Origin of the sequence: Chryseobacterium sp. 22543, assembly GCF_052044565.1 — a bacterium.
Classification (GTDB): domain Bacteria; phylum Bacteroidota; class Bacteroidia; order Flavobacteriales; family Weeksellaceae; genus Chryseobacterium.
The window spans coordinates 135,795-157,276 of sequence record NZ_JBQENH010000001.1 but is presented as its reverse complement, the minus strand read 5'-3'; the positions used below and the strand labels follow the sequence as shown (position 1 = coordinate 157,276).

At 35.8% G+C, this 21,482-nt stretch carries 16 protein-coding genes and 1 tRNA gene; 5 read left to right on the top strand and 12 right to left on the bottom strand.

The window, feature by feature from the left end:
* Positions 1-41 precede the first annotated feature (41 nt).
* From ACTJIP_RS00785 to ACTJIP_RS00760, 6 genes are all read right to left on the bottom strand, one after another.
* Positions 42-1,088 (bottom strand): GntR family transcriptional regulator, encoded by a 1,047-nt coding sequence (locus ACTJIP_RS00785; RefSeq protein WP_077416308.1) that lies wholly within the window; start codon positions 1,086-1,088, stop codon positions 42-44.
* A 224-nt stretch (positions 1,089-1,312) separates the two neighbouring features.
* Positions 1,313-2,401: a twin-arginine translocation signal domain-containing protein gene (locus ACTJIP_RS00780; protein ID WP_440703967.1), complete on the bottom strand. Its 1,089-nt coding sequence runs from the start codon at positions 2,399-2,401 to the stop codon at positions 1,313-1,315.
* A 185-nt stretch (positions 2,402-2,586) separates the two neighbouring features.
* Complete coding sequence (locus ACTJIP_RS00775) at positions 2,587-4,725, bottom strand: hypothetical protein (RefSeq protein WP_440703966.1); 2,139 nt, start codon at positions 4,723-4,725, stop codon at positions 2,587-2,589.
* A 6-nt stretch (positions 4,726-4,731) separates the two neighbouring features.
* Positions 4,732-8,295 carry a DUF4450 domain-containing protein gene (locus ACTJIP_RS00770; protein ID WP_440703965.1) on the bottom strand — a complete coding sequence of 1,188 codons (3,564 nt, stop codon included), beginning with the start codon at positions 8,293-8,295 and terminating at the stop codon, positions 4,732-4,734.
* Position 8,296: 1 nt separating this feature from the next.
* Positions 8,297-9,700, bottom strand: a complete 1,404-nt coding sequence (locus ACTJIP_RS00765) for a glycoside hydrolase family 28 protein (RefSeq protein WP_440703964.1) — start codon at positions 9,698-9,700, stop codon at positions 8,297-8,299.
* 765 nt (positions 9,701-10,465) lie between these two features.
* Positions 10,466-11,332 (bottom strand): SDR family NAD(P)-dependent oxidoreductase, encoded by an 867-nt coding sequence (locus tag ACTJIP_RS00760; protein WP_440703963.1) that lies wholly within the window; start codon positions 11,330-11,332, stop codon positions 10,466-10,468.
* Between the two features lie 105 nt (positions 11,333-11,437).
* Between ACTJIP_RS00760 and ACTJIP_RS00755 the strand changes: the two genes are divergently transcribed.
* Positions 11,438-11,788, top strand: a complete 351-nt coding sequence (locus tag ACTJIP_RS00755) for a winged helix-turn-helix transcriptional regulator (protein ID WP_077418005.1) — start codon at positions 11,438-11,440, stop codon at positions 11,786-11,788.
* Positions 11,789-11,986: 198 nt separating this feature from the next.
* Here ACTJIP_RS00755 and ACTJIP_RS00750 read toward each other — a convergent pair whose 3' ends face one another.
* From ACTJIP_RS00750 to ACTJIP_RS00740, 3 genes are all read right to left on the bottom strand, one after another.
* Positions 11,987-12,442 (bottom strand): hypothetical protein, encoded by a 456-nt coding sequence (locus tag ACTJIP_RS00750; protein ID WP_198424128.1) that lies wholly within the window; start codon positions 12,440-12,442, stop codon positions 11,987-11,989.
* A 12-nt stretch (positions 12,443-12,454) separates the two neighbouring features.
* A complete protein-coding gene (locus tag ACTJIP_RS00745; RefSeq protein ID WP_440703962.1) occupies positions 12,455-13,468 on the bottom strand; it encodes a bestrophin family protein in 1,014 nt (337 codons plus the stop codon).
* A 102-nt stretch (positions 13,469-13,570) separates the two neighbouring features.
* Positions 13,571-14,323, bottom strand: coding sequence for an SDR family oxidoreductase (locus ACTJIP_RS00740; RefSeq protein WP_440703961.1), 753 nt, complete (start codon positions 14,321-14,323; stop codon positions 13,571-13,573).
* Positions 14,324-14,786: 463 nt separating this feature from the next.
* Between ACTJIP_RS00740 and ACTJIP_RS00735 the strand changes: the two genes are divergently transcribed.
* Complete coding sequence (locus ACTJIP_RS00735) at positions 14,787-15,602, top strand: hypothetical protein (RefSeq protein WP_077416325.1); 816 nt, start codon at positions 14,787-14,789, stop codon at positions 15,600-15,602.
* Positions 15,603-15,980: 378 nt separating this feature from the next.
* On the opposite strand, the gene ACTJIP_RS00730 is transcribed toward ACTJIP_RS00735, so the two are convergent.
* Positions 15,981-16,057: transfer RNA gene (locus ACTJIP_RS00730), tRNA-Arg, on the bottom strand.
* Between the two features lie 60 nt (positions 16,058-16,117).
* Here ACTJIP_RS00730 and ACTJIP_RS00725 point away from each other — a divergent pair.
* Genes ACTJIP_RS00725 through ACTJIP_RS00715 form a run of 3 tightly spaced genes read left to right on the top strand, consistent with a single transcriptional unit; the run spans position 16,118 to position 19,896 of the window.
* Positions 16,118-17,164: an ABC transporter substrate-binding protein gene (locus ACTJIP_RS00725; protein ID WP_440703960.1), complete on the top strand. Its 1,047-nt coding sequence runs from the start codon at positions 16,118-16,120 to the stop codon at positions 17,162-17,164.
* A 43-nt stretch (positions 17,165-17,207) separates the two neighbouring features.
* Positions 17,208-17,852, top strand: coding sequence for a monofunctional biosynthetic peptidoglycan transglycosylase (gene mtgA / locus ACTJIP_RS00720; protein WP_440703959.1), 645 nt, complete (start codon positions 17,208-17,210; stop codon positions 17,850-17,852).
* 13 nt (positions 17,853-17,865) lie between these two features.
* On the top strand, positions 17,866-19,896 hold the full coding sequence (locus tag ACTJIP_RS00715) for a recombinase (protein WP_077416329.1): 2,031 nt from the start codon (positions 17,866-17,868) through the stop codon (positions 19,894-19,896).
* Positions 19,897-19,955: 59 nt separating this feature from the next.
* Here ACTJIP_RS00715 and ACTJIP_RS00710 read toward each other — a convergent pair whose 3' ends face one another.
* Complete coding sequence (locus ACTJIP_RS00710) at positions 19,956-20,252, bottom strand: hypothetical protein (RefSeq protein ID WP_077418007.1); 297 nt, start codon at positions 20,250-20,252, stop codon at positions 19,956-19,958.
* Between the two features lie 149 nt (positions 20,253-20,401).
* Positions 20,402-21,481: a DNA replication/repair protein RecF gene (gene recF / locus ACTJIP_RS00705; protein ID WP_077416331.1), complete on the bottom strand. Its 1,080-nt coding sequence runs from the start codon at positions 21,479-21,481 to the stop codon at positions 20,402-20,404.
* Position 21,482 lies beyond the last annotated feature (1 nt).

The following is a 21,482-nucleotide window of genomic DNA, read 5'->3' as shown; positions in this document are numbered from 1 at the left end:
AAATTCGAAAATATGATTTATGTAATCGATTGCATGATTGTTTATAAAGAATCTCTTTGAATAAATTTAAAGACGTTATTCACAGATTCTTTTTTATTTTTCAGAATCATATAGGCTGCAGATTCTCCCATAGCTTTAAAATCTGTAGTAATTACCGTAATTCCCAGCAGTTCTTTAAGAGGCGTTTCGTTATAGGAAATAATTCCGATGTCTTTGCCCAACTCAAGATTTTTCTGTCTGATTTGCTTAACAAGGTTCACCAGATCCCGTTCCCGGATCGTAATGAAAATATCTTTTTCCTGCAATTCCATATCGGGATAAATTTCATCAAGAATTTCATAATCGAGTTTAAAATCCTTACAGAATTTTTCAAAACCGCGGACAATACGGAAGGGATAGGGATGAATGGATTTGTCGGGATACACCAAAATGATCTTTTCGTATTTTTTTATTTTGTCTAAACCTTCCTCTAAAGCATTGTAAATATCATGTTCAAAATCCTGAAATATAGAGCCATATTCTCCTGAAATATTGGGCTTTGTATTATCTAACAACAATAATTTGTTTTTCGGGATTTGTTCAATCATATCTAAAACCTGCTGTGTTGAGCTGGTATGTTTAGACTGCTCATCACGGAAATGAGGCATGATCACGTAATAATCAAATCCGCCCAGGTTCTTTTTTAAGGAATTAATGAAAAGTGTTTCGTCACAATGGTAAATATACATTTCAACATTGCCTTTGGTACCGATTGCATTGACGAAATAATTATAAATCATCATTTTATAAGTACTCGGTTTGTTGATCAGGAAGAAAATGTTGATCACGTCGTTTTTATTAATCCGTGAGATATAATATCCTTTTCCCTTTACAGATTCGATGATTTGTCTTTTTCGGAGTTCTTTATACGCTTTTTCTACAGTATCTCTTGAAAGAAAGCAAGACTCGCTGAGTTCGTTTATGGAAGGGATTTTTTCACCAATCTTAATCTCTCCGCTATCAATTCCATTAAGAATAGAATCCACAATCTGTTTGTATTTGGGAACTCTGGAATGCTCATTGATTATTATTTCAAATGTTTCTGCCATGATGTTGGATAGGAGATGTTTATTTCAGTTTAAAGAATAATTCAAAGGTTAACGAACGGTGCAAGGCAAGTTACAAATATTTATAATATTAATTGTAATTGCAATGGTTCTGCTATAAATTATAACGGAAAAATACAATTTTAGTATACAAAGTTAGGCATAACATGTAAAAAAAATAATAGTATACTTTAGTGTGGGAGTAAAAAAACAAAAAGGAATAGAATTTAAATTGTAGTGTCTGCTATTTCAAAAACAAAAGATGTAGAAGTTTCAAACTTTCCTCCCTGTGTTGCCCCGAACAGGAATTTAGGAGTCTTACCGTCCTTATCCATTAAAATCATGGGACGTTCCAATCTCCCGAATCGTTTTAAATGACTGGGTGGAGCAGGCTCCTTAACATAACTTTTCATATCAAGGTAAGCGATTTTCGGTTTGGACCAGTTAAGGCCGTCCCTGGAAGTTAAATGTAAACCGTATTCATGGTTAAAGAATCCCATATCACGGGCCACTATATGGAATTTTCCATGTTGTTTCCAGATAAAAGCATCTTCCAGCTGGGCATTGTCAGGCTGCAATGAAAAATCGATGACAGGATTCTCCTTTATTTTTTCATAAGGACCTGAAGGATGATCAGCCTTGGCCAATCCATATTTCCGATTTCCTCTTACCGGACCTTTCTGATTTTCGTATTCCTCAGTATTCCAGGATTTATAAAAAAGCCAGAATTTGCCGTCATTTCCTTTTATAAAAGCCGGGTTGGTAGTGCAATGGTCATCCCATGCGCCTTGTTCTCCGGGAAGAAGCAGAGGAGATTCCGGTCTTACCCAATCTCCGTCAAGACTTTTTGAAGTGGCAAGTCCTATTTTTTTGGTATTTGTTTTTCCGTTGTGGTTGCCCATGTAGAAAAGATAATACTCATTTTCCACTTTGGTAATTAAAGGATTATGACAAGTTGTGGCATCCCAGAATTCGCCGCCTCTGGGAGCAAGAATAACTTGTTTATGCCTGAATTCATCATAGGGAGAATCTGCTTCTGCACGGCAAATTTCAGAACCGTTGAGCCAGCCGCCCATTCCTTTTTCTTTTCTCCACCTGGAATAAAAAAGATGAACCTTACCGTCTTCGCCCCAAATCGGAGAATTACACCAAATATAATAGTTCTCCAATGAAAAGGTCCGCCCGATTGGTTTTAAGCTGAAATAAGGTTTGCCGGAAGATGAACTTGTAAATGCAAGCCCCAGAACCCCTGCTGTAATCCCAAGGGCTGAGGTCTGTAAAAAGTCTCTCCGTGTAAAGTGTCTGGGCTTATCCATCTCATCTGATTTACGGCTAATTTAATATAAACATATAAACAGACTGTCCTGTACTTTCGGTGAACTGTTTTAATCTGAATTTATCTGCCTTTATTATTGGGTTTTGGATTTGAAAATTTGAAATCAGGATATAAAAAAAGCCTGCCTTAAGGCAGACTCTAACTACTACTATATGAATATGAAATTTAAGGCATCTTTTTAAAACCTTCCGCTTTTATTTTCCATGAACCGTCTTTTGGAAAACCTGGAAATTCACCTTTGGAACTGTCCCAGCCTTCGAGCATCATGGCAACAGTCGTTAAAACTCCTCCGTTTCCGGGAAGATAAATACGGAGACGTTTATCCTGGAAATTATGACCGTTTTTAAGATAGGTATTCGTCTGAATATTCATGAAAAGCGCATCCAGAGCTTTATCCGGAAGCCCCAGTCTTGCGGCATTCATGGCCGTCATCGGGAAATCCCAACCCCAGGTATGTTCCCAGTTCCATCTTTCCCAAACAATAGCCAGTGTGTTTTTCATGATTTTTTTATCCAGTTTCGGAGATTCCGGAACCATTCCTAACGCTCCCAGAACGGCAGGATGATCAGTCATCCATTTTGGAAAAGTGAAAGAATCTTTTGCAGATTCGGTTGACAAATAAACGCCATCCTGAACCGGAAGCGGGGCTAATTTTGTAATAACCTCATCCCATTTTTTATCTCTCGGCTGGCCCAATCTTTCCTTCCATTGTTGAGCAACTTTCAGTGCCCAATCCCAATAAGCCACTTCATAAGTTGGGTTGTATGTATCTTTTGCAGGGAAAACTTCCTGTGCCGGAATGACCCCTTTTCCGAGATTATAACGGTTTTTCTCTTTATCATAATGAGCATAATCTGCCATAAATTCGGCGGTTGCAAAAATGAGGTCTTTATATTTTTCCAAAACTTTTTTGTCCTGTTTGTCGCGGTACAGAAGTTCGGTCATATAGATGATATGCGGTTGTTCCCAGATCAGGAATGCAGCTACAGAAGACGGACTTTCATTTCCATCATTATCAGACATTTTAATCCATCTTACACCTTTATAGCCTTGTCTTTCTGCTAATTTTTTTGCTTTTTCAAAAGTCCTGAAATAATAATCCAATTGTTTTTCTAAAATCTCAGGTCTTCCCCATAAAGCGTAGTGAACCCCGTGCCACCAATGCATTTCTGTGTGCGGTTTTCCGTACCAGCTGTTGAAGGTCAACCCTGTTTCCTGTGGCGGATTGCTTCCTCCGCACTGTACTTTGGTTAAATATTCTGACAGAACAATCCTGCGTTCCAGTTCATTCGCCCTTGGGTCTGTACTTCCTTCAAAATCAACTGCTGCACCGCTTTTCCAGAAAGACTCCCATGCTGAAACACTTTCTTTTTCTGCATCAGCAAATAGCGTTTTTCCGCTTTTCGGGTTTTTAGCTGAAAATTCAACGCTTAATTCTATTTTTTTGTTTTTTGAAGACGGTTCAAACACAAAATAATGTTTTCCCGCTTCCCGTAATTTTCCTTCCGTAAAATAAAACTGAGTATAATAATCTGCACTCTGCAACTGATGATGAATGATACCTTGCGTTGATTGTGAAGAAACAATTCTTGTCGTATGATCGTTTTCATTGCCATAAAAAGCAGCATCATCCAGAAACTGTCCGGTAGGAGAAGGGTAGCGCGCGAAAACTTTTAACCTGTTTTGAGCAATTAAATCAGACTCAATTTTAACTCCTATTTTATCAGAATTCTGAAAAGAAGCCGTCCAGACTTTTACAGGGGTTCCGTCCAATGAGAATTCACTTGTTATAATTCCTGTCCAAAGATCAATTTTCTGATTAATGTTTGTCAGGTCTGAAATGTTTGCTTTCTGACCATCTTTTTTAAGCAGTTCAATACCGATATTTCCTAATTGCAGACGGTGTTTGTTGACTCTGAAATACTCAACGGCCCCTTTATTTCGTTCAGGCTCTTTGAGTTGTACACTGTACAGTGCTTTACGTCCTTCATTGTTGAAATCGTATGCTTTTAATGTTTCCTCAAATGTATAATCTTTAGTATTTGGAAAGCTGTTCCATCCCCATTCCGACTGGGTTCCCAATGAAACTCCATTTTTGTAATATTCAGGAAACGACTGCATTCCGGTGATGTCGACCGTGTAAGCAAATTTTCCGTTTCCAACCGTTAAAGTAGATAGGGTATCCGCTTTTGTATTCACCACATTATGACGCTGGACTACTTTTTTCCGGTCTATTTTCTGAGCAGTTAATGAAGAAAAGGCTATCAGAAAAATTCCAAGATATACTGCTAATTTTTTACTCATATTTTTTTATTTAAGAATAGTGGCACTCATCAGTCCGATAACGACATCGTTGCTCACTGCTGTTAATTTTATGGATTTTAATTCTCTGTTTGGGTCAATCGGCAGATCCAGAATGGTTGCGGCACCGCCTTCAACAGCCCGGCTGCTTACTCCTTTAATTTCTGAATATTTCGTTAAACTTCCTCCTTTGTACAATTCCCCGGTTTTCAGCTGAACCCGGTACGGAATTTTATCATCCGAAATTTCAAAAGCAAAATTATCATCAAACAAATCCTGCTCGATAGGCCACCAGTTCACAGGATTTTTTAGTTCTAATGCTGTATCCGAACCGTCTGAATACTGAACCGTAACCGTTCCGTTGGTAATTTGTGACTGCATCGGATTGGTAGAACCTGCCATTAGAAAATAGATTTTTCTTCCTTTTCCCGTAACAGGAATTTCAACCGATTCCGGAAAATTATCCCACTGGCTTGTAAAGACAATATTTTTTTCTTCGTTATTAATTAAAAAAGGAATTCCTAAGAACTCAAGTTTCCCATCTTTTTGTTTTTTCATCAGTCCGCTGTCATCAATTTGAGTAGTGGTCAGCGGATAGCACCAGTTCCCGATTCCTTGCCACGGAAGCTGTAGAGTAGGGACATTTAATCTTGGGGAAAGATATTTTTGATTGAAAATTCCGGTTACTCTCTCATTATATTTTGAGGCTAACGAAACAGGGGTGAACTCGCCTTTATTTTCGACTTCCCAATCTGTTATTTCTACATTTTGTTTGATTCCGTTGTATTCAAGCTGAATAAAGTTGGTTCCCTTGCTTAGATCATTCGTTGGAATTTCAACTGATATATTTTGGTTTTTCTGAACTGAAAAAGTTATATTTAAATGATTAATATTCAATTTTCCATTGATTATATTGGATGATTTAGAGTGAATTTGCAGTTTTTTATTCACCCATTTTATTTCTAAAGGATATTGAATATCAACATTTACAGGTTGCCACCATTTCGTTCCATTTTGTTCCAATTGAACGAAAAAGGTTCCTTTTCTTTCTTCTTTCACCAGATCAAACTGATTCCCGTTTCGGATTTTTATCAGTTTCTGCGGGTCATAAACCTGTTGAATCTTCTTTTTTGGATCTAAATTGAGTTGAAGATTTTCAGAGATGTAATTGATGTAATCTGTTTTTTCAGTTTTTAATTCATCTCCCGAATACGTAATTTCAATGGTAAATTCTTTTCCTTTTTCTGTTTCTAACTTTACAAAAGGCCGTGAAATAGAATTTGGATGTATCGCAAATTGTACTTTTTTACCGTTTACGGTTACCGATCTTATTTTGGTATGATTCACAGGAATCAATACATCAAGCGAAACTGCACTTGCATAGTTTGATTTAAACCAATAATTTGTTTTTTTAAAATTTCGGTTAAACTTAAATTCCCAATCCTGAAGTTTCAGCTCTGCAAAATTCCAGTCTTTGGGAAACCCGGGTTTTATATTGATTTTATTTTCTAATAATTTGGGATAAATTCCGAAAAGTCCTTCTGTTAAAGTTCTTGCAGCCACACCAATCGGGTCGGCAAAATCACGGTACAATTCCCCACGGAAAGCATCATAGTGAGATAATTGTTCAAAATTTCCCGGACTGATTCCGTAGTACATACTTTCGGCCAGATTGCCTTTCCAAAGTCGATAGGCCTCATCATTTCTTCCTGCCTGCCAATACGCTAAAGCGGTTTGTAAATTCTCTGCCAGCGCCACATTATTGATCGACCAATCATAAGGCTGCCAGTTGGTGGTGGAAAGTGTGTAGTGATCTTTATTAATTCCCCCCTTTACTATTATGGGGATCTTCGGAATATGATTGTTGACGTACTGCGTATTTTGATAGTCTTCAAATTCATTTAAAATATAAGCATCCGAAACATGATAAATCGACCATATTCCAGGCTTGTCGTGAAGAATCTGATTGCCCAGGGCGTCTTTATATTCAGCAAAATACCCTTTATTTTTAATCCAAAGCTCGTTTTTCATAGCTTTTAAAATAGATTCAGCTTCTTTTTCGTAAGGAGTGGAATCTTTACCAATAATTTTCGCCAGTTTTGCCATTTCACGGTTGGCTCTGTAATGATAGGCAGAAGTGTGGGTTACTTTTCCCCCCGAATACTGCAAAGCATCACTCGCCCAGATTGCAGCATAAGCATCATAAAGGTCACCCCGTTTGAAATTTCGTTTTTCCCAATCCATGTGACGAACCATTGCAGGCCACATTTTCTTTAGAAAATCTACATCTCCTGTGTAGTTGAAATGAGAAAACAGCTGATCAAAGAAAACCAGATTCATATCATAATGATGAGGTTTTGAATTGTCATTGGGGTTTCTGGAAATATATCCACTTGAGAATACTGAAGTTCCCATTTCTTCTTTGTGTCTTGCCAGATGCAAAAGCGTATCCATCTCAACGGGTGCGGAATCCGGGCTTAAAACCTGAGAATTGGAATAGCTTTCAAAGTGTTCTTTTGCACGATCGTGCCAACTGAGAACATCGGCTGCATAAGCTCCTCGCCAGGCATTTAGCCTCATTCTCCAGGCAACTGCGCCATGAAGAAACGTCGGACTTTCCCAAATGGCATCTGCGGCGACCGAAAGGGTAGCTCCGAAGTTATTTAAATCCGAATCCGGAGTTTTCAACTGAATCCAGTTGATTAATGATAATCGTGATTGTTCGGCTTCATTGAAAATATCCGCAAGATGTTTGTCTGAAAAGTTTTGATCTGATTTTCCTTTTTTAATTTGAATAAAAACAGGATTTTTTTGTGTTGAATATGTTGCGTAAATGATCGGAGATTTTTCTGCTTTATTTTGTGTAAAATCAGATAATTTTTCCAACGTTTTCACATCGGTTAATTGTAATGAATGGGTGTTTGAAAAACTTCCGCTGATCAATTGGTTTTCTTTTTTCTTGTTTAAATAAGTAAGCTCAAATTGGTTTTTATTGAGTTGAAACTGGTTGTCTTCACAATATTCCGGTAGCAAATAAAAACCTGATTCCGGGTCTGCACCGATGTCGCCGTTTCTGCTGAATGTTTTTCCGCTTGCTCCGCCATAAACTGCATAGATCTTTGTTGAAGGATCTACATTTTCTGTTTCCATTTTTAAAATCAAACCTTCTTCTTCAGATTGTGCTAAAACCGTCAGTTTTAAATTTCCATTTCCAAGAATCTGATCTTTAATGGCATACAACATCAGGCCCGGACGATAACGGGTTTCAATGGTATCAGCCTGAATTAATTTTTTAATCGAATTTCCTTTCTGAATAACAAACTGAAGATTACCACCCATTCCGGGAAGATACAGCGCAAACTCCGGCAAATCCCCGGCTTCCACTCTTGAGGCGCGGTTGTTGCCATACAAAGCTCGGTTAAAGCGGTATCTTCCGTTAACCAACAAAAAATCACCTTTGTCTTCTTTGTAATGCAGTTCTCTTTCATTGTTTTGCCAGTGTCTGGATTGAGAAAAAGAATGTGAGCATGCAGATAAAACAATAAAGCCCGCTAAAATGGATGTTTTTCGCATTTTATTTTTTTAAATCAGTTAATGGCTGTCCGTTAACAGTCACGTTTTTCAGGGTAACATTTCTTAGGAAATCAACTTTATATGGAATTTCAACACCGTTAATTTTAGCATTGATCATTGTAAAATCTGTTACAGGAGAAGATTCGTAGGCATCAGAAAGGATGGTATATTTTCCGCCTTTTTCCACGACCATATTTTCTACCCAGACGTTTCTGATCGTAGGGATGAAGTTACCCGGTTTTTCGTAATGCATATTGAAACGCACCGCAGCTTCTTTATAAGCGCCTACTTTTGTATTGTAAAAGAATACATTTTCGATAATTCCGCCCCGGCTTGAACTGGTTTTAATACGAAGTGCCCTGTCAAGATTTTTACTGTCCATCACATTTCCTATGGCATAAATATTTTTTGCTCCGCCCGCAATTTCGCTTCCAATCACTACGCCGCCGTGTCCGTCTTTCATTTCACAGTTTTCGATGATGTGGTTTTCCGCCGGTTTGCCGATACCCCTTCCGTCTTCATCTCTTCCGGATTTTATGGCAATACAATCATCTCCCGTATCAAAATATGAATCTTTGATCCACACGTTTTTACAGGCTTCAGGATCAAAGCCATCATTATTGGGACCGTGGCTGATTACTTTTACTCTTTCAATCAAAACATTTTCACACAATACAGGATTAAGATTCCACATTGGAGAATTTTTTACCAAAACATCTGCCATATAGAAATTTTTACTCTTATAAGGCTGAACGAAATTAGGTCTCAAATAATATCCGTCACCAAATATTCTTTCTCTCGGGTCTTTCTTTTGGGCCATGTATTCATGCAGTTTTGCACGGGCAGGATTTTGTCTTCCCGGACGGGATTCGTTCCAACCATATTTTTTTGCACCACACCAAAACCACCAATGGTCGTTATCAGAGTTTCCGTCCAGTGTTCCTTTTCCGGTTACAGCGATATTTTCTTCCTCGTAAGCATAGATCAGGGACGAATAATTCATACATTCCATTCCTTCCCATCTTGTGAAAACAATAGGGTAGTCGTTACTGTCCTGACTGAACAGGATTGTTGCACCTTCGTTAACATGTAAATTCACATTACTTTTTAAATAAATAGCTCCTGTCAAAAAGATACCTTTTGGAACGACAACTCTTCCTCCGCCTTCTGCATTACATCTTTCGACGGCTTTTTTAAAAGCTTCCGTATTTTTTGTCTTTCCATCACCCACAGCACCAAAATCAGTAATGAGATAGTCTTTTTTTCTGAAATTGGGCTTTACAATTTGTTTTTTTAAGGTCTGGATTTCCTGTAAAGGTTGTTCCGAGGAAGTCCAGGGTTTATATTGCCCCCAAACAGGAATTGACGTAATTAATGCGAAAAGTAGTAAAGCGAATTTTTTCATAATGTTAGAGAAATATTAGTTTAAGAAAGAACATCAATATTAAAAATCTCTTTCTATATCGCAATCTAAAATAATTATGATTAAAAATTATCCTGCACTGTCGGTATAAAATTCATTAATTGCATAAGCAACCTGGGGCATCCTTGGATGTTGTAGTAAAATGGACGGAAAGGTACCGGTCTGAGGTGCAATATATCTTGCATCAGCAGATTTTATCTGATTTCCTGCATTTTCCGGAGATATTAAACATAGTAACGTAATCTTATAGAAAATGGGAGCCAGAATGCTCCCATTTTTGTTATAATTGATTAATAATTGAAACCTATTTTAAATTAGTTTCAAAGAATGATTCTAATTTATCAAAAGCAATTATATCAATTTTATCATACAAATCCACGTGAACTGCATTTGGAATTGTCATCAGCTCTTTTGGTTCTACAGCCTCTTTAAAAATATCTTCATGAAATATTTTGAATGTGCGTTTTCTCCGGCAATTAATGATATTGGTTTGGGCGAAATTTCTTTTACATAGCTTAAAATCGGCATGTTCATAAATGAAATAGGATTGGTTGGCAGCCAAGCTCCATTGGAATTTAAAGAATTGGGATGAGATCCATGTAGTGTTCTATAATAATATTTCCCTTACATAGGGTTCAAGTGAGTTATAAAACGTTTCAAACTTATCATAATCATTATAATGTTCAACACTATTAAAAACTTGTTCCATTAAAGCTGTAAATGACTTTCTTTCGTCCAGACAATTTGTTATTTACTATTGCTTGTTCGTTTATTACAATAATCCCAGACAAGTTGTTCATTTTGCTCACTGTAAAATTTTTGAGAAGCAGTTTTTATTTTTCTCTTCTCAAAATATTTTCCGCTTATTGACTTTACATCTTCTGAAGTTGCCAAGTATAAAATGGTTTCAGCTCCTTGTTCCGGTGTTTTAAAAAATGGTCTTATCAGTTTTACGACGAAATTTAGCAAACTTCCCAAATTACTGTTTACCCCAAAATTGGTGGCAACAGCACCGGGATGCAAACTGTTTACGGTAATATTTTTTAAACCACCGTCAATAAGTTTACCAGAAAGATGCTGACTAATCCAAATTAGAAAAAGTTTTGCATTACCGTAAGCAACAAGCGGATTGTAATTATTCTTTAGTTCCAAATCATCAAAATCGGGATTTGCATTGAGCTTATGTGAATTGGAAGAAACATTGATAATTCTGCCGTCTTCGCTCTTTTTCAGTAAACCTAATAGCAACTCAGTAAGTAAAAACGGAGCAAATAAATTTACAGCGATGGTTGTTTCCAAACCCTCTTTCGTTTCTTGTCTCCCTTTGCTCATAATTCCCCCGGCATTGTTGATTAAAATGTCTAACCGGTCGTATCGTTCAATAAACGTTTGGGCAACTTTCTTTACTTCGTTCATTAAAAATAAATCTCCTATTATGAAGTCAATTTTGTCATTGCCTGTTAAGTTTTTAATCTCCTCACACACCGTTTCGGTTTTTACTTTATTTCTTCCGTGTATTATCACTCGATAGTTTTGTTTGGCGAGAGCAAGTGCCGTAGTTTTTCCTATTCCGCCTGTTACCCCCGTTATAAATGCTGTTTTTTGTTGTTTCATTTTTCCTTTTATTAATTAGATTACAAAATTATGTATATTTGCTAACTATTGGTAAGTACTATACTCTTGGTTAGTGCTTTCGTTGGGGTTAGTAAAACAATATATATGGCAAAGAATAAAGAACATTTACCTTGTGATGCGAGCACACTCCGGGCTATTCGAGATGCAATGGAAACTTTAAACGGAAGTTGGAAATTGTCCATATTGTTAGCATTGAAAGGCGGTACCAAACGTTTCCGGCAAATTGCCAGAGCGGTAGATGGTATTAGTGATAAGATGTTGTCAAAAGAACTGAAAGATTTGGAAACCAACTTATTGGTTAAGCGAACAGTATATGATACGTTTCCGCCTACTGTTGAATATGAAATTACCGAACACGCTGACACTTTACAAGAAGTGATGTTTGCCTTGACAAAATGGGGGAAACTGCACCGAAAAAAAATAACAGGAGGTTAAGCCTATGCCTTTTATTTTATCCATCCTGAATAAATAGAAACCGGCATTATTGCTAGAGTTGAAGGTATTATTATTGCAAAACCATATGATAATTTCAGAATCAGGGTATCGTATTTCCCTATAGAACGGAATGCGCTTTGAAAGCCATGCAACAAATGCCAACCAAGGGAGAAGCATCCTATCAGATAAATCGCTACCTCAACCGGATTTTTGAAATTTTTCAATAAGCATTTCATATAAAGGAAGTTCTTCCCCATATTGAAACTGATGAACTCGATTGGGAATCCAAAAATTTTGTGTATGGATAATTAAGAATAGCAGGATCAAAGTACCAAATAAAGTCATGCTTTTGCTATACCATGTGACACCTGGTGTATTGTCTTTATAAAAATATTGAATCGGCCGGGCTTTTCTGTTCTTTCTCCAAAGAACAAGTCCTTGAATTATATGAATTATAAAGCCAAAAATTAGAATAATTTCAATAGATCGGATTATAGGATTTGTAGCCATAAAATGTGCCCCAATAGTAAATGTCTTACCTTTGTCATTATAGAAAATAAGTGCATTTACCGAAGCATGTACAATAAGAAAACTGATTAGGAATAAGCCACTTAATGCCATTAGGATTTTCCTGCTTATTGAGCTTTTAAACATAGTGATAAGTTTTTATAATATGATAATATTGTTTTGGTCTATATCAAAGTCCCTGAAATTTACTTCTCCCAACATATCCATCAATTCTGCTTCTAATTGAAAACTAATTTGAGATATTGGAACATCATTGGCACCTCCTTCAAAAGGATTTTCAGTATTTTCACCTACCTGCGCTATGGAAGAATATAACCAAGAAATTAAGCAACTGAAAGGAAGGATCAACCAAATCATATTTCCTTTCATAAATCCGCAAACACTTTCATTTAGACTGTTAAAATCTGCCAGCAATCCATATGGTAGTAGAAATGAAAACGATTGAATGAGAAGATTATTAATAATATTATACTGGCGTGGAAATGGTGACTGTTTAATGTGTTCACTTTTCCCCTGCAAATTGTAAAACTCTTTTATTGATTTTTCCATATCAACAAATTGTGTCACATTGATTTCCTGTTTTTCGTATAGATATTTCAGCGTTTTACTTTGCAGGCTTAAAATGTAAGTTGAAATATTTTTTACTTTATAAATATTCTGTAGTTCCTCAGCAACCAGGTATTTAGCCAGTTCTTCTTCAAGGGGTGTTTGTTGTTCAGGAATTTTAAAGTGTTTACGATATTTTATATTATGTTTTTTATTTGTTGATTCCCAGCTTTTGGTTTCTCTCATACTATAACGTAAGGCAGTGACCCAAGCCATATGATTATAAATAAGGGTTGTTGAGGTTTCACTATTATTCTGTAAATAATCTTTGCTTACTAAACCCCAGGAACGGCTATTTGATAAAATAGAAGTCCATACATCCTGGGCTTCTATAGACCGATTATAACTTAGGTTATTTTTGAACCCTAAAATAAACGCGGTAGCAGTTCCCAGCATTGCAATGACAGACCAGGGAATTGCGACCCATTTTATTCCTAATATATGATACAGACATATTGGAATAAAACCTAACAGGAGCAGGGTATAAATTCTTCCTTTAGTCCATATCACAAATTCAAAGAGGTTGTAGGATTTTCCTATATACATTATTTCTATTAGTATTTGCTAAAATCGTAGGTTTAAATAACCTACGACTTTAATTGTTACTTTTTAAATTGATACAAAAGACATTTTTATTTATAGCCCATATCAACGTTTGTTTTCAGGTTTAGCAATCCATGTCATATACTCGGTAGTTCCCAAATAAACGGGATTCTCAGGAGTAAGTGTTGTCTTTTTTAATATGGCGCCTGAATAGGGAGCATTAATATCTGTCTCAACTTCTAAAGACTTTTGAGTTGACAGGATATATTGTTTTATCCACTCATCTATTTGGAATCGTTCAGGTCCGCCTATTTCAAGAATTTTATTGGCAGGTTTTTCTGTTGCTATTTTAGCAAGAAATGTGGCAACATCGGCACTCGCAATAGGTTGAATAAATGCATCCGAAAGTTTTACCTTTTCTTCTGATGTACTTGTTGCTACAATACCACCAGCAAACTCAAAAAATTGAGTAGCGTGTACAATTGTAAAAGGGACGCTGGATTCTTTAATTAAGTTCTCTTGAACTTGCTTGGCACGAAAATATCCACTTTCCTGTAACTTATCAGTTCCAACAACTGACAAAGCAATGTGATGTTGTACACCGGCTATCTTCTCCGCCGGAAGTAAATTTTGATTTGAAGTTTTGAAGAAATTCATTACTGGTTCATCATCAAATGATGGTGAGTTGGAAACATCAATAACTACACTTGCATTTTCAAGAACGTCTTCAAGGCCCTCTCCGGTAATAGTGTTTACACCTGTATTAGGTGATGCAACGATTACTTCATGCTCCTTCTTTAGGATGTTTACTACCTGGCTGCCAATAAGTCCGGTACCTCCAATGATTACAATTTTCATTCTGATTTTGTTTATAATTGTTAATGCAACAAAATTGAAAATAAAAAAAACATTAAAACTTAAACTGGTTTAAGTTTTTACAAAGGCACTATATTCATCTTTGTACTGTAATAGCCATTGAGGCTACCGAACTGTAGAAAATCAATTCAAGCACAGGCCCTGCAACATTAAGTTGCAAGGCTTGTTATATTAAATAATGATCAGAAAATATGCAGTACCAGAAGGAAGTTAAAACAATTTCAGGATCGAAAGAAATCTATTAAAGTTGATGTATTTTAGTTTTAAGGAGTTGATTCTGCTAAATTAATTTTAACAATCATAAAATATATCATTATGAAATTGAGGTTTTAGGAAGTTGAATTTTCATAAATTCGTTTTTGCTAGCAAAAGCCGTTTTTTGCCGAAGTCAAATTTTGTATTTTTTCGGGAACATTGATTTTTAGTAATATATCAAAAAATTAAAATGAAGACATTATTATATTTAACAGATCTCTATTATAAGGCAAAAGGAAGAAAGTATTATGAGGAAGATCTATACATCACTTCAAAATTAAAAAATCACTTTAATCTTCTTATCGGACATCCACATCAAGCAATTTTAAATCTTGAAAAAGCTGATCTGGTGGTTTTTAGAAATACAGGCTCAATACTCGGTTATCAAGAATATTTTCAGCAGTTTTTGACAGAAGTTAAAGAAAAGAACAGTCTGACATTTAATTCATTCGACGGGAAAGCAGATATTTTAGGAAAACAATATTTGATAGATTTGACGAATCTGTCGTATCCGGTAATTCCTACTATCGAAAGTTTAGGGGAACTTGATAAAATCGGAATCCACGAAAAATATATCGTTAAATTAAAAAATGGAGCAGATTCGATAGGGATGGAAATTTTGACCCATGAGAAATTGCTTAATTCAAATCCTCAAGGAAAATTAATTCAACCATTAATTGATTTTGAATACGAAGTTTCATTCTATTATTTAAATGACCAATTTCAATATGCCCTTTATGCTCCTGACAAAAACAAACGCTGGGAATTGGTAGAATATAAACCAACAGAAAAAGATTTGGAATTTGCGAAAAAATTTATAGAATGGAATAATATAGAACGCGGAATTACAAGGGTCGATGCTTGCCGTCTTAAAAACGATACACTTTTGTTAGTTGAACTTGAAGACCTGAATCCTTTTCTTTCAATCGAATTGTTGCCTGAAGAGAAACGAAATCAATTTATAAATAATTTAGTTGAAGCATTAAACTCATCATCTAATGATTGATAATCTATCAAACTGATTTAAAAATTTTCCCTTTAAAACCAATAAACGATCTGCTTTCAAATCTTAAAACTAAAATTAATCTCGAAATGGAAAGTTGTGATTTTATAAAATAGTTATACCTACAGTTTTGCGGACAGGCAGATGTTTTGCCGCAACTGATCATATGTCTATTTCATATTACGATTTTAATAATTTGTCCCGGGAATCTCAAATTGAGCTAGTTATGGACAAGCGAAGAATAATTAATGAAACGATCAATAAAGAATGAATGTTTGAGTAGATTTTGTTAGAGGTTTAAAAAATATTATTCTGGCTTATTGTGCCATAAAAAACAAAAAAAATGGCTCCATCTAGATTAAAATGGAGCCATTTGGCTTTTGGTGACCTCGACAGGATTCAAACCTGTAACCTTCTGAGCCGTAATCAGATGCGCTATTCAGTTGCGCCACGAGGCCTTGTGTTACCTTGTTGTTTAAAGGTTTGCAAATATAGCACTTTTTTCCGTTCTTTGAAAGATGAAACAAAGAATTTTACTTTTATTTACGGTTTTTGCGCTAACAGCTTGTAAAAGAGAATCAAAAATTTCGTCCTCAGACTGGACAAATATATCTGCCCGTACCCAATTTAAAGAACACGAAGGTACCCTCGAGCTAAAATCGGGGAATTTCACTTATCATTTTAAACAAAATCAAACTCCATTTAAGAAAATAATTCTGCTGAATGCAAGTATGGCAGGGTATATTTCAGAGCTTGGAGCAGAAAATCTAATCATAGGAGTTTCCAGCCCGGAATATATTTATTCAGAAAAAATTCAGAATATGCTTAAAGAAGGAAAAATCCAGAACGTAGGAAGCGAGCAGAAATATGATGTAGAGAAGATTATCTCCATGAAGCCGGATGCTATTTTTACCAATCATATTGCCAGCTTTGACAATACTTACGAACTGCTAAAAAACAATGGTATTCAGGTGATATTTCTGGATGAATACATGGAGCAGAAGCCTTTGGAAAAAACGGCCTATATTAAACTTTTCGGAGAGTTTTTAGGAAAAGAAAAAGAAGCAGAAACGAAATATCAGGAAGTTGAAAAAAATTATAACGATCTGAAACAGCTTGCATCAAAGGCCAAAGAAAAACCTGTGGTACTGGCTAATGAAATTTACGGGGATGTATGGTATCTTCCAGGTGGAAATACCTCTGTTGCCCATTATATTTCGGATGCCAATGCCAATTATATCATGAAGGACAATAAAGATGAAAAGGCATTGACGATGAGTTTTGAAGAAGTATATGCCAAAGCTGGAGGTGTTCAGTATTGGGTGAATGCAGGAAGTCATACCTCAAAAAAAGAAATGTTGGGGATGAATCCTTTCTACGGAAAACTGGATGTATTCAATAAAGGAAAAATTTACACCATAGCAGGAAAAGAAAAACTGAAAGCCAATGATTTCTTTGAAAGTGGGGTGGTAAGAGCAGATTTGATCCTGAAAGATTATATTAAAATCTTTCATCCGGAACTTTTACCGGATTATCAGCTTACTTACATGAAAGAATTGCAGTAACTCGTACTATTTGCTTATTTTTGCCTTTCCTTTTTATAAAATTATGTGGAAAAAAATTAAACAGCTTATTTTCATCATTCTTGTTCTGAATGTAGTTTTTATTATCTGGGGCAGATTTTTTAATCCCCCGATTACCCTTACCCAGATAGGAGGGCTTTTTGAATATGGAAAACTACACAGAGATTATATTTCCTATGACGAAATGGGAAGCAATGTGAAAAAAGCCGTAATTGCTTCTGAAGACCAGAAATTCTTTGATCATGATGGTTTCGATTATACAGCAATCGAAAAAGCGATGAAATATAATGAGAAAGGCAAAAAAATAAGAGGAGGAAGTACCATTTCCCAGCAGACCGCAAAAAATATATTTCTTTGGCAGGGCAGAAGCTGGGTGAGAAAAGGGCTGGAAGCAGTCTATACTTTTATCATTGAAAAAGTATGGAGTAAAGATATTATCCTTGAAAGATACCTGAATTCCATTGAAATGGGGCAGGGTGTATTTGGAGTGGAAGCTGCTGCACAATATTATTTTGGAAAACCATCCAAAGACCTAAGTGCTTCAGATGCAGCCTGGATCGCCGCTGTATTGCCTAATCCAAAAAAATACGACCCTAAAAATCCATCTCCCTATTTAAGAAAGAAACATAATTGGATTATGAGACAGATGAGGAATGTGAGTTTGAAATAGTATCTTTGTACTAATGAAATTCTTTAATTCCAGCACAAACTTTGAGTCAGTTCTTAAAAAATATTTTTCTTTTAAGAATGAAACCCTTTCTTTAGAACCCTTTGCAGAGTTTTTAGAGACCATCAAAGAGGTAGACTTTACAGATGTGCTCAATTTTTTCAGAAGCAATCCTAATTTTGCTGAGAACTTTAAATATTACATCCACAATATTTTTAAAGGACGACCTTTCAATCTTTCGTTGACGGAAGCTAATATTCTTTCAGAGAATGCCTTCTTTCCGGAGCTTAAAAAAAGAATCCTGAACAAGGTTTTACCACCCGTTGAAAACGAAAAGACAGTGTGGTTTATGATTGATAATGTGAGTCTGAGACCTAAGAAAGATCTGAGATACCTGCATAACCTTCCCGAAAATGAGATTGATGAATTTTTAAACATGCTGGGGGCATCAGATTTTATTCTGAAACCCAATGTGAAAAAAGAACTCATTTTCTCTATGAATATTCTTTCCTGGAGGGTTACTGGGATGGCTATGGAGGTGGAAGTGGTGAGAATGGCCCCACAGTACAGAAATCTGGACAATCCTTTTCTTGCCCTTCAGAATGAGCTGGAAACATTAGCAGATGATCTGGTAAAAGAACCCGAACTTCAGCTTCACTCTAAAGACAGCAGATATAAACAGATAAAAATCTACGCAGAGCAATGTCAGGAATTTGTAAATATTGCTTTTAAAAATTCCGCTAAATATGGTATTTCCGGAAAGATTAACCAATCCCTGCTTAAGATTCGCCAGCAGACTGAACGAATTTATGATATCGTACAGTTATTGGTCATTGATACCGATGAAGATGCTCTGATAAAATCTAAACAGTTGGTCTTTAATATTCTGAGCTATAAATCTCATAAAAACAATATTTCTGATCTGATTAACGATAGTACAAGGCTGATTTCCCACCTTATTACCAATCATACCGCAGAAGCCGGAACGCATTACATCACTTCTACCCGAAAGGAATATATGACGATGTTCTACAAGGCGAGTGGTGGTGGAATCATTGTAGGAGCACTTTGTGTTTTGAAAATGCTGTACGGGTATATTCCGGGGAGTGACTTTTCACACGCTTTTCTGTATTCGATGAATTATGCAATGGGATTCGTGATGATCTATCTGATGGGCTTTACTCTTGCTACAAAACAGCCGGCTATGACTGCTGCTACCATGACAAAAGTATTGTCTGAAGAAGGAAAGGCCCAAAGAAACAATACTGAATTTGCCCATTTGGTATCCAAACTGTTCCGAAGTCAGTTTATTGCCTTTGTAGGAAATGTATTACTCGCTTTTCCGGTGGCGCTTGCCATTATTTACGGACTCGATGTATTTTTCTCACAAAATCTGGCAGTAGACAGATCTGATAAACTATTAAAAGACCTTGATCCTTTTAAATCAAAAGCGATTCTGCATGCAAGTATTGCAGGGTTTTATCTTTTTATTTCAGGAATTATTTCAGGAAATATCGGGAACAATTCTGTGTTTTACCAGATTCCGGAAAGAATTGCCAAAAACCTTTCAATCAGAAGCTTTTTCGGAAAGAAATTCGCAAAAGGACTTTCAAAATATTACGCTAAAAACTGGCCTGGGATTGTTTCCAACTTTTGGTTCGGGGTGTTCCTTGGAGCAACAGCTCCGGTAGGAATGTTTTTCGGGCTGGATCTGGATATCAGACACATCACCTTTGCAGCGGGTAACTTTGCGTTGGGATTGTATGGGAAAGATTTTTCAGTAGATTCCTATACATTCTGGATGTCTTTTGTAACAGTTTTCCTTATTGGTTTCTTCAACTTCCTGGTAAGTTTCAGTTTATCCATGTTCCTGGCATTCAGATCGAGAAAAATGAATTTTGGACAGGTAAGTGATATCTATAAAGAAATTTTCAGATATTTTACAAAGCATCCGCTGAAATTCTTCCTGCCATTAAGTTCAAGATTGGATAAAAAAGCAGATGACCTGATGAGCAGTACTATTTCTAATAAATCAGAAGAACATTAATAATTAAAATAAAAAATGCTATCTTCAGGTAGCATTTTTCTATAGAATATCTTTTGTCCTTATAAAATCTGAAGGTCATTAAATTTTTCTGTCCCAAATTTATCCTGGAACTTTTTGAGATAAAAGTTTTTACGCATTTTAAAATCATGTTTCAGTAAAGGAGAATCAATTTTAATAATAACACATTTGTTTTCTATATTGACACTTCTAATTTCATTAAAAAGGCTTTCATCAAGATAATCTTCAAGGAAATCTTTAATGTCAAATGCAATAAGTTTATGTTCAAAACCGTAGATTCTGGCAAAAGATTTTACCAGTTCGGAGGATTGATATTCACGTTTTTTCTTCTTCTTCATAGTCGGGTTTCGGGGTGCGTGATTTGTGTTTTGGAGTTTCGGAATTTGTTTTGGATGATAAGTTAAGATAAAAAATACTACAGTATGGATAAATAAATTTAATATTTTGTTTTTTAAATTATAACCGGGTATTTCTGTATTGTCAGGCACTAAACTTCAAAAATTATACTTTCCTCATTAATTTTCTTAACTACATTTTCAGTTCTTTCCCGATGAGTATCCGTAATGAATATCTGTCCAAAGCTTTCTTTGTTGACCAGTTCAATCAATTGTGAAACTCTCATATCATCAAGCTTATCAAAAATATCATCCAGTAAAAGAATAGGTGTTTTTTTGGTAAGTTCTTTCACAAGACTCATCTGAGCCAGTTTTAAAGAAATAAGAAATGACTTTTGCTGGCCCTGAGATCCTATTTTTTTGATTAAAACATGGTCCATTTCAAAAAGAAGATCATCCTTATGAATTCCTTTTGAAGTATAGGTGAGCATACGGTCTCTTTCGATGCTTTCTTTTAAAAGATTTTCAAAAGAATTTTCCAGCAAATGAGATTCATAAATAACAGATACAGTTTCTTTCCCACCGGAAATAATCTGATAGAAATTCTGAACAATTGGATTGAGCTGTTCTACAAATTCCTTTCTTTTCTTAAAAATTTTAGTCCCGAATCGGGTAATAGGGTCATCATAAATTTCCAGCGAATCCTTGTCCCAAGTTCTGTTTTTGGCGAAATATTTCAGCAAAGCATTTCGCTGTTGAATGGTCTTCTGATATTGGATAAGGTCAAAAAGATACTCTGAATCCGTCTGAGAAATCATAGAATCCAGAAACTTACGCCTGCTTTCCCCGGAATCCGAAATAAGATTGGAATCATAAGGTGAAATCATAACACTCGGAAGGTAGCCGATATGGTCCGCAAGCCTGTCATAGCTCTTATCATTCTTTTTGATGACCTTTTTAGCTTCCTTAGGCTGAGTGATTCTGATGATATCTTCGCTGTCTTCATTTTGAATTTCAGCATCAAGAGTAAAGAAATCTTCCTCTCTTTTAATATTATTGGCATCTGTATTTCCCAGGAAACTTTTTCCTACGGATAAATAATGCAAAGCATCCAGAATATTGGTCTTTCCCACACCGTTATTTCCTACAAAACAATTGATTTGCGGGGAAAATTCAAATTTTTTCTCAGAGTGGTTTTTGAAATTGTAGAGGGAAAGCTTCTTGATAATCATT

Coding starts and splice junctions, on each gene's coding strand:
- ACTJIP_RS00785 (WP_077416308.1), bottom strand. CDS start 1,088: ATGGCAGAAACATTTGAAATAATAATCAATGAGCATTCCAGAGTTCCC.
- ACTJIP_RS00780 (WP_440703967.1), bottom strand. CDS start 2,401: ATGGATAAGCCCAGACACTTTACACGGAGAGACTTTTTACAGACCTCA.
- ACTJIP_RS00775 (WP_440703966.1), bottom strand. CDS start 4,725: ATGAGTAAAAAATTAGCAGTATATCTTGGAATTTTTCTGATAGCCTTT.
- ACTJIP_RS00770 (WP_440703965.1), bottom strand. CDS start 8,295: ATGCGAAAAACATCCATTTTAGCGGGCTTTATTGTTTTATCTGCATGC.
- ACTJIP_RS00765 (WP_440703964.1), bottom strand. CDS start 9,700: ATGAAAAAATTCGCTTTACTACTTTTCGCATTAATTACGTCAATTCCT.
- ACTJIP_RS00760 (WP_440703963.1), bottom strand. CDS start 11,332: ATGAAACAACAAAAAACAGCATTTATAACGGGGGTAACAGGCGGAATA.
- ACTJIP_RS00755 (WP_077418005.1), top strand. CDS start 11,438: ATGGCAAAGAATAAAGAACATTTACCTTGTGATGCGAGCACACTCCGG.
- ACTJIP_RS00750 (WP_198424128.1), bottom strand. CDS start 12,442: ATGTTTAAAAGCTCAATAAGCAGGAAAATCCTAATGGCATTAAGTGGC.
- ACTJIP_RS00745 (WP_440703962.1), bottom strand. CDS start 13,468: ATGTATATAGGAAAATCCTACAACCTCTTTGAATTTGTGATATGGACT.
- ACTJIP_RS00740 (WP_440703961.1), bottom strand. CDS start 14,323: ATGAAAATTGTAATCATTGGAGGTACCGGACTTATTGGCAGCCAGGTA.
- ACTJIP_RS00735 (WP_077416325.1), top strand. CDS start 14,787: ATGAAGACATTATTATATTTAACAGATCTCTATTATAAGGCAAAAGGA.
- ACTJIP_RS00725 (WP_440703960.1), top strand. CDS start 16,118: ATGAAACAAAGAATTTTACTTTTATTTACGGTTTTTGCGCTAACAGCT.
- mtgA (WP_440703959.1), top strand. CDS start 17,208: ATGTGGAAAAAAATTAAACAGCTTATTTTCATCATTCTTGTTCTGAAT.
- ACTJIP_RS00715 (WP_077416329.1), top strand. CDS start 17,866: ATGAAATTCTTTAATTCCAGCACAAACTTTGAGTCAGTTCTTAAAAAA.
- ACTJIP_RS00710 (WP_077418007.1), bottom strand. CDS start 20,252: ATGAAGAAGAAGAAAAAACGTGAATATCAATCCTCCGAACTGGTAAAA.
- recF (WP_077416331.1), bottom strand. CDS start 21,481: ATGATTATCAAGAAGCTTTCCCTCTACAATTTCAAAAACCACTCTGAG.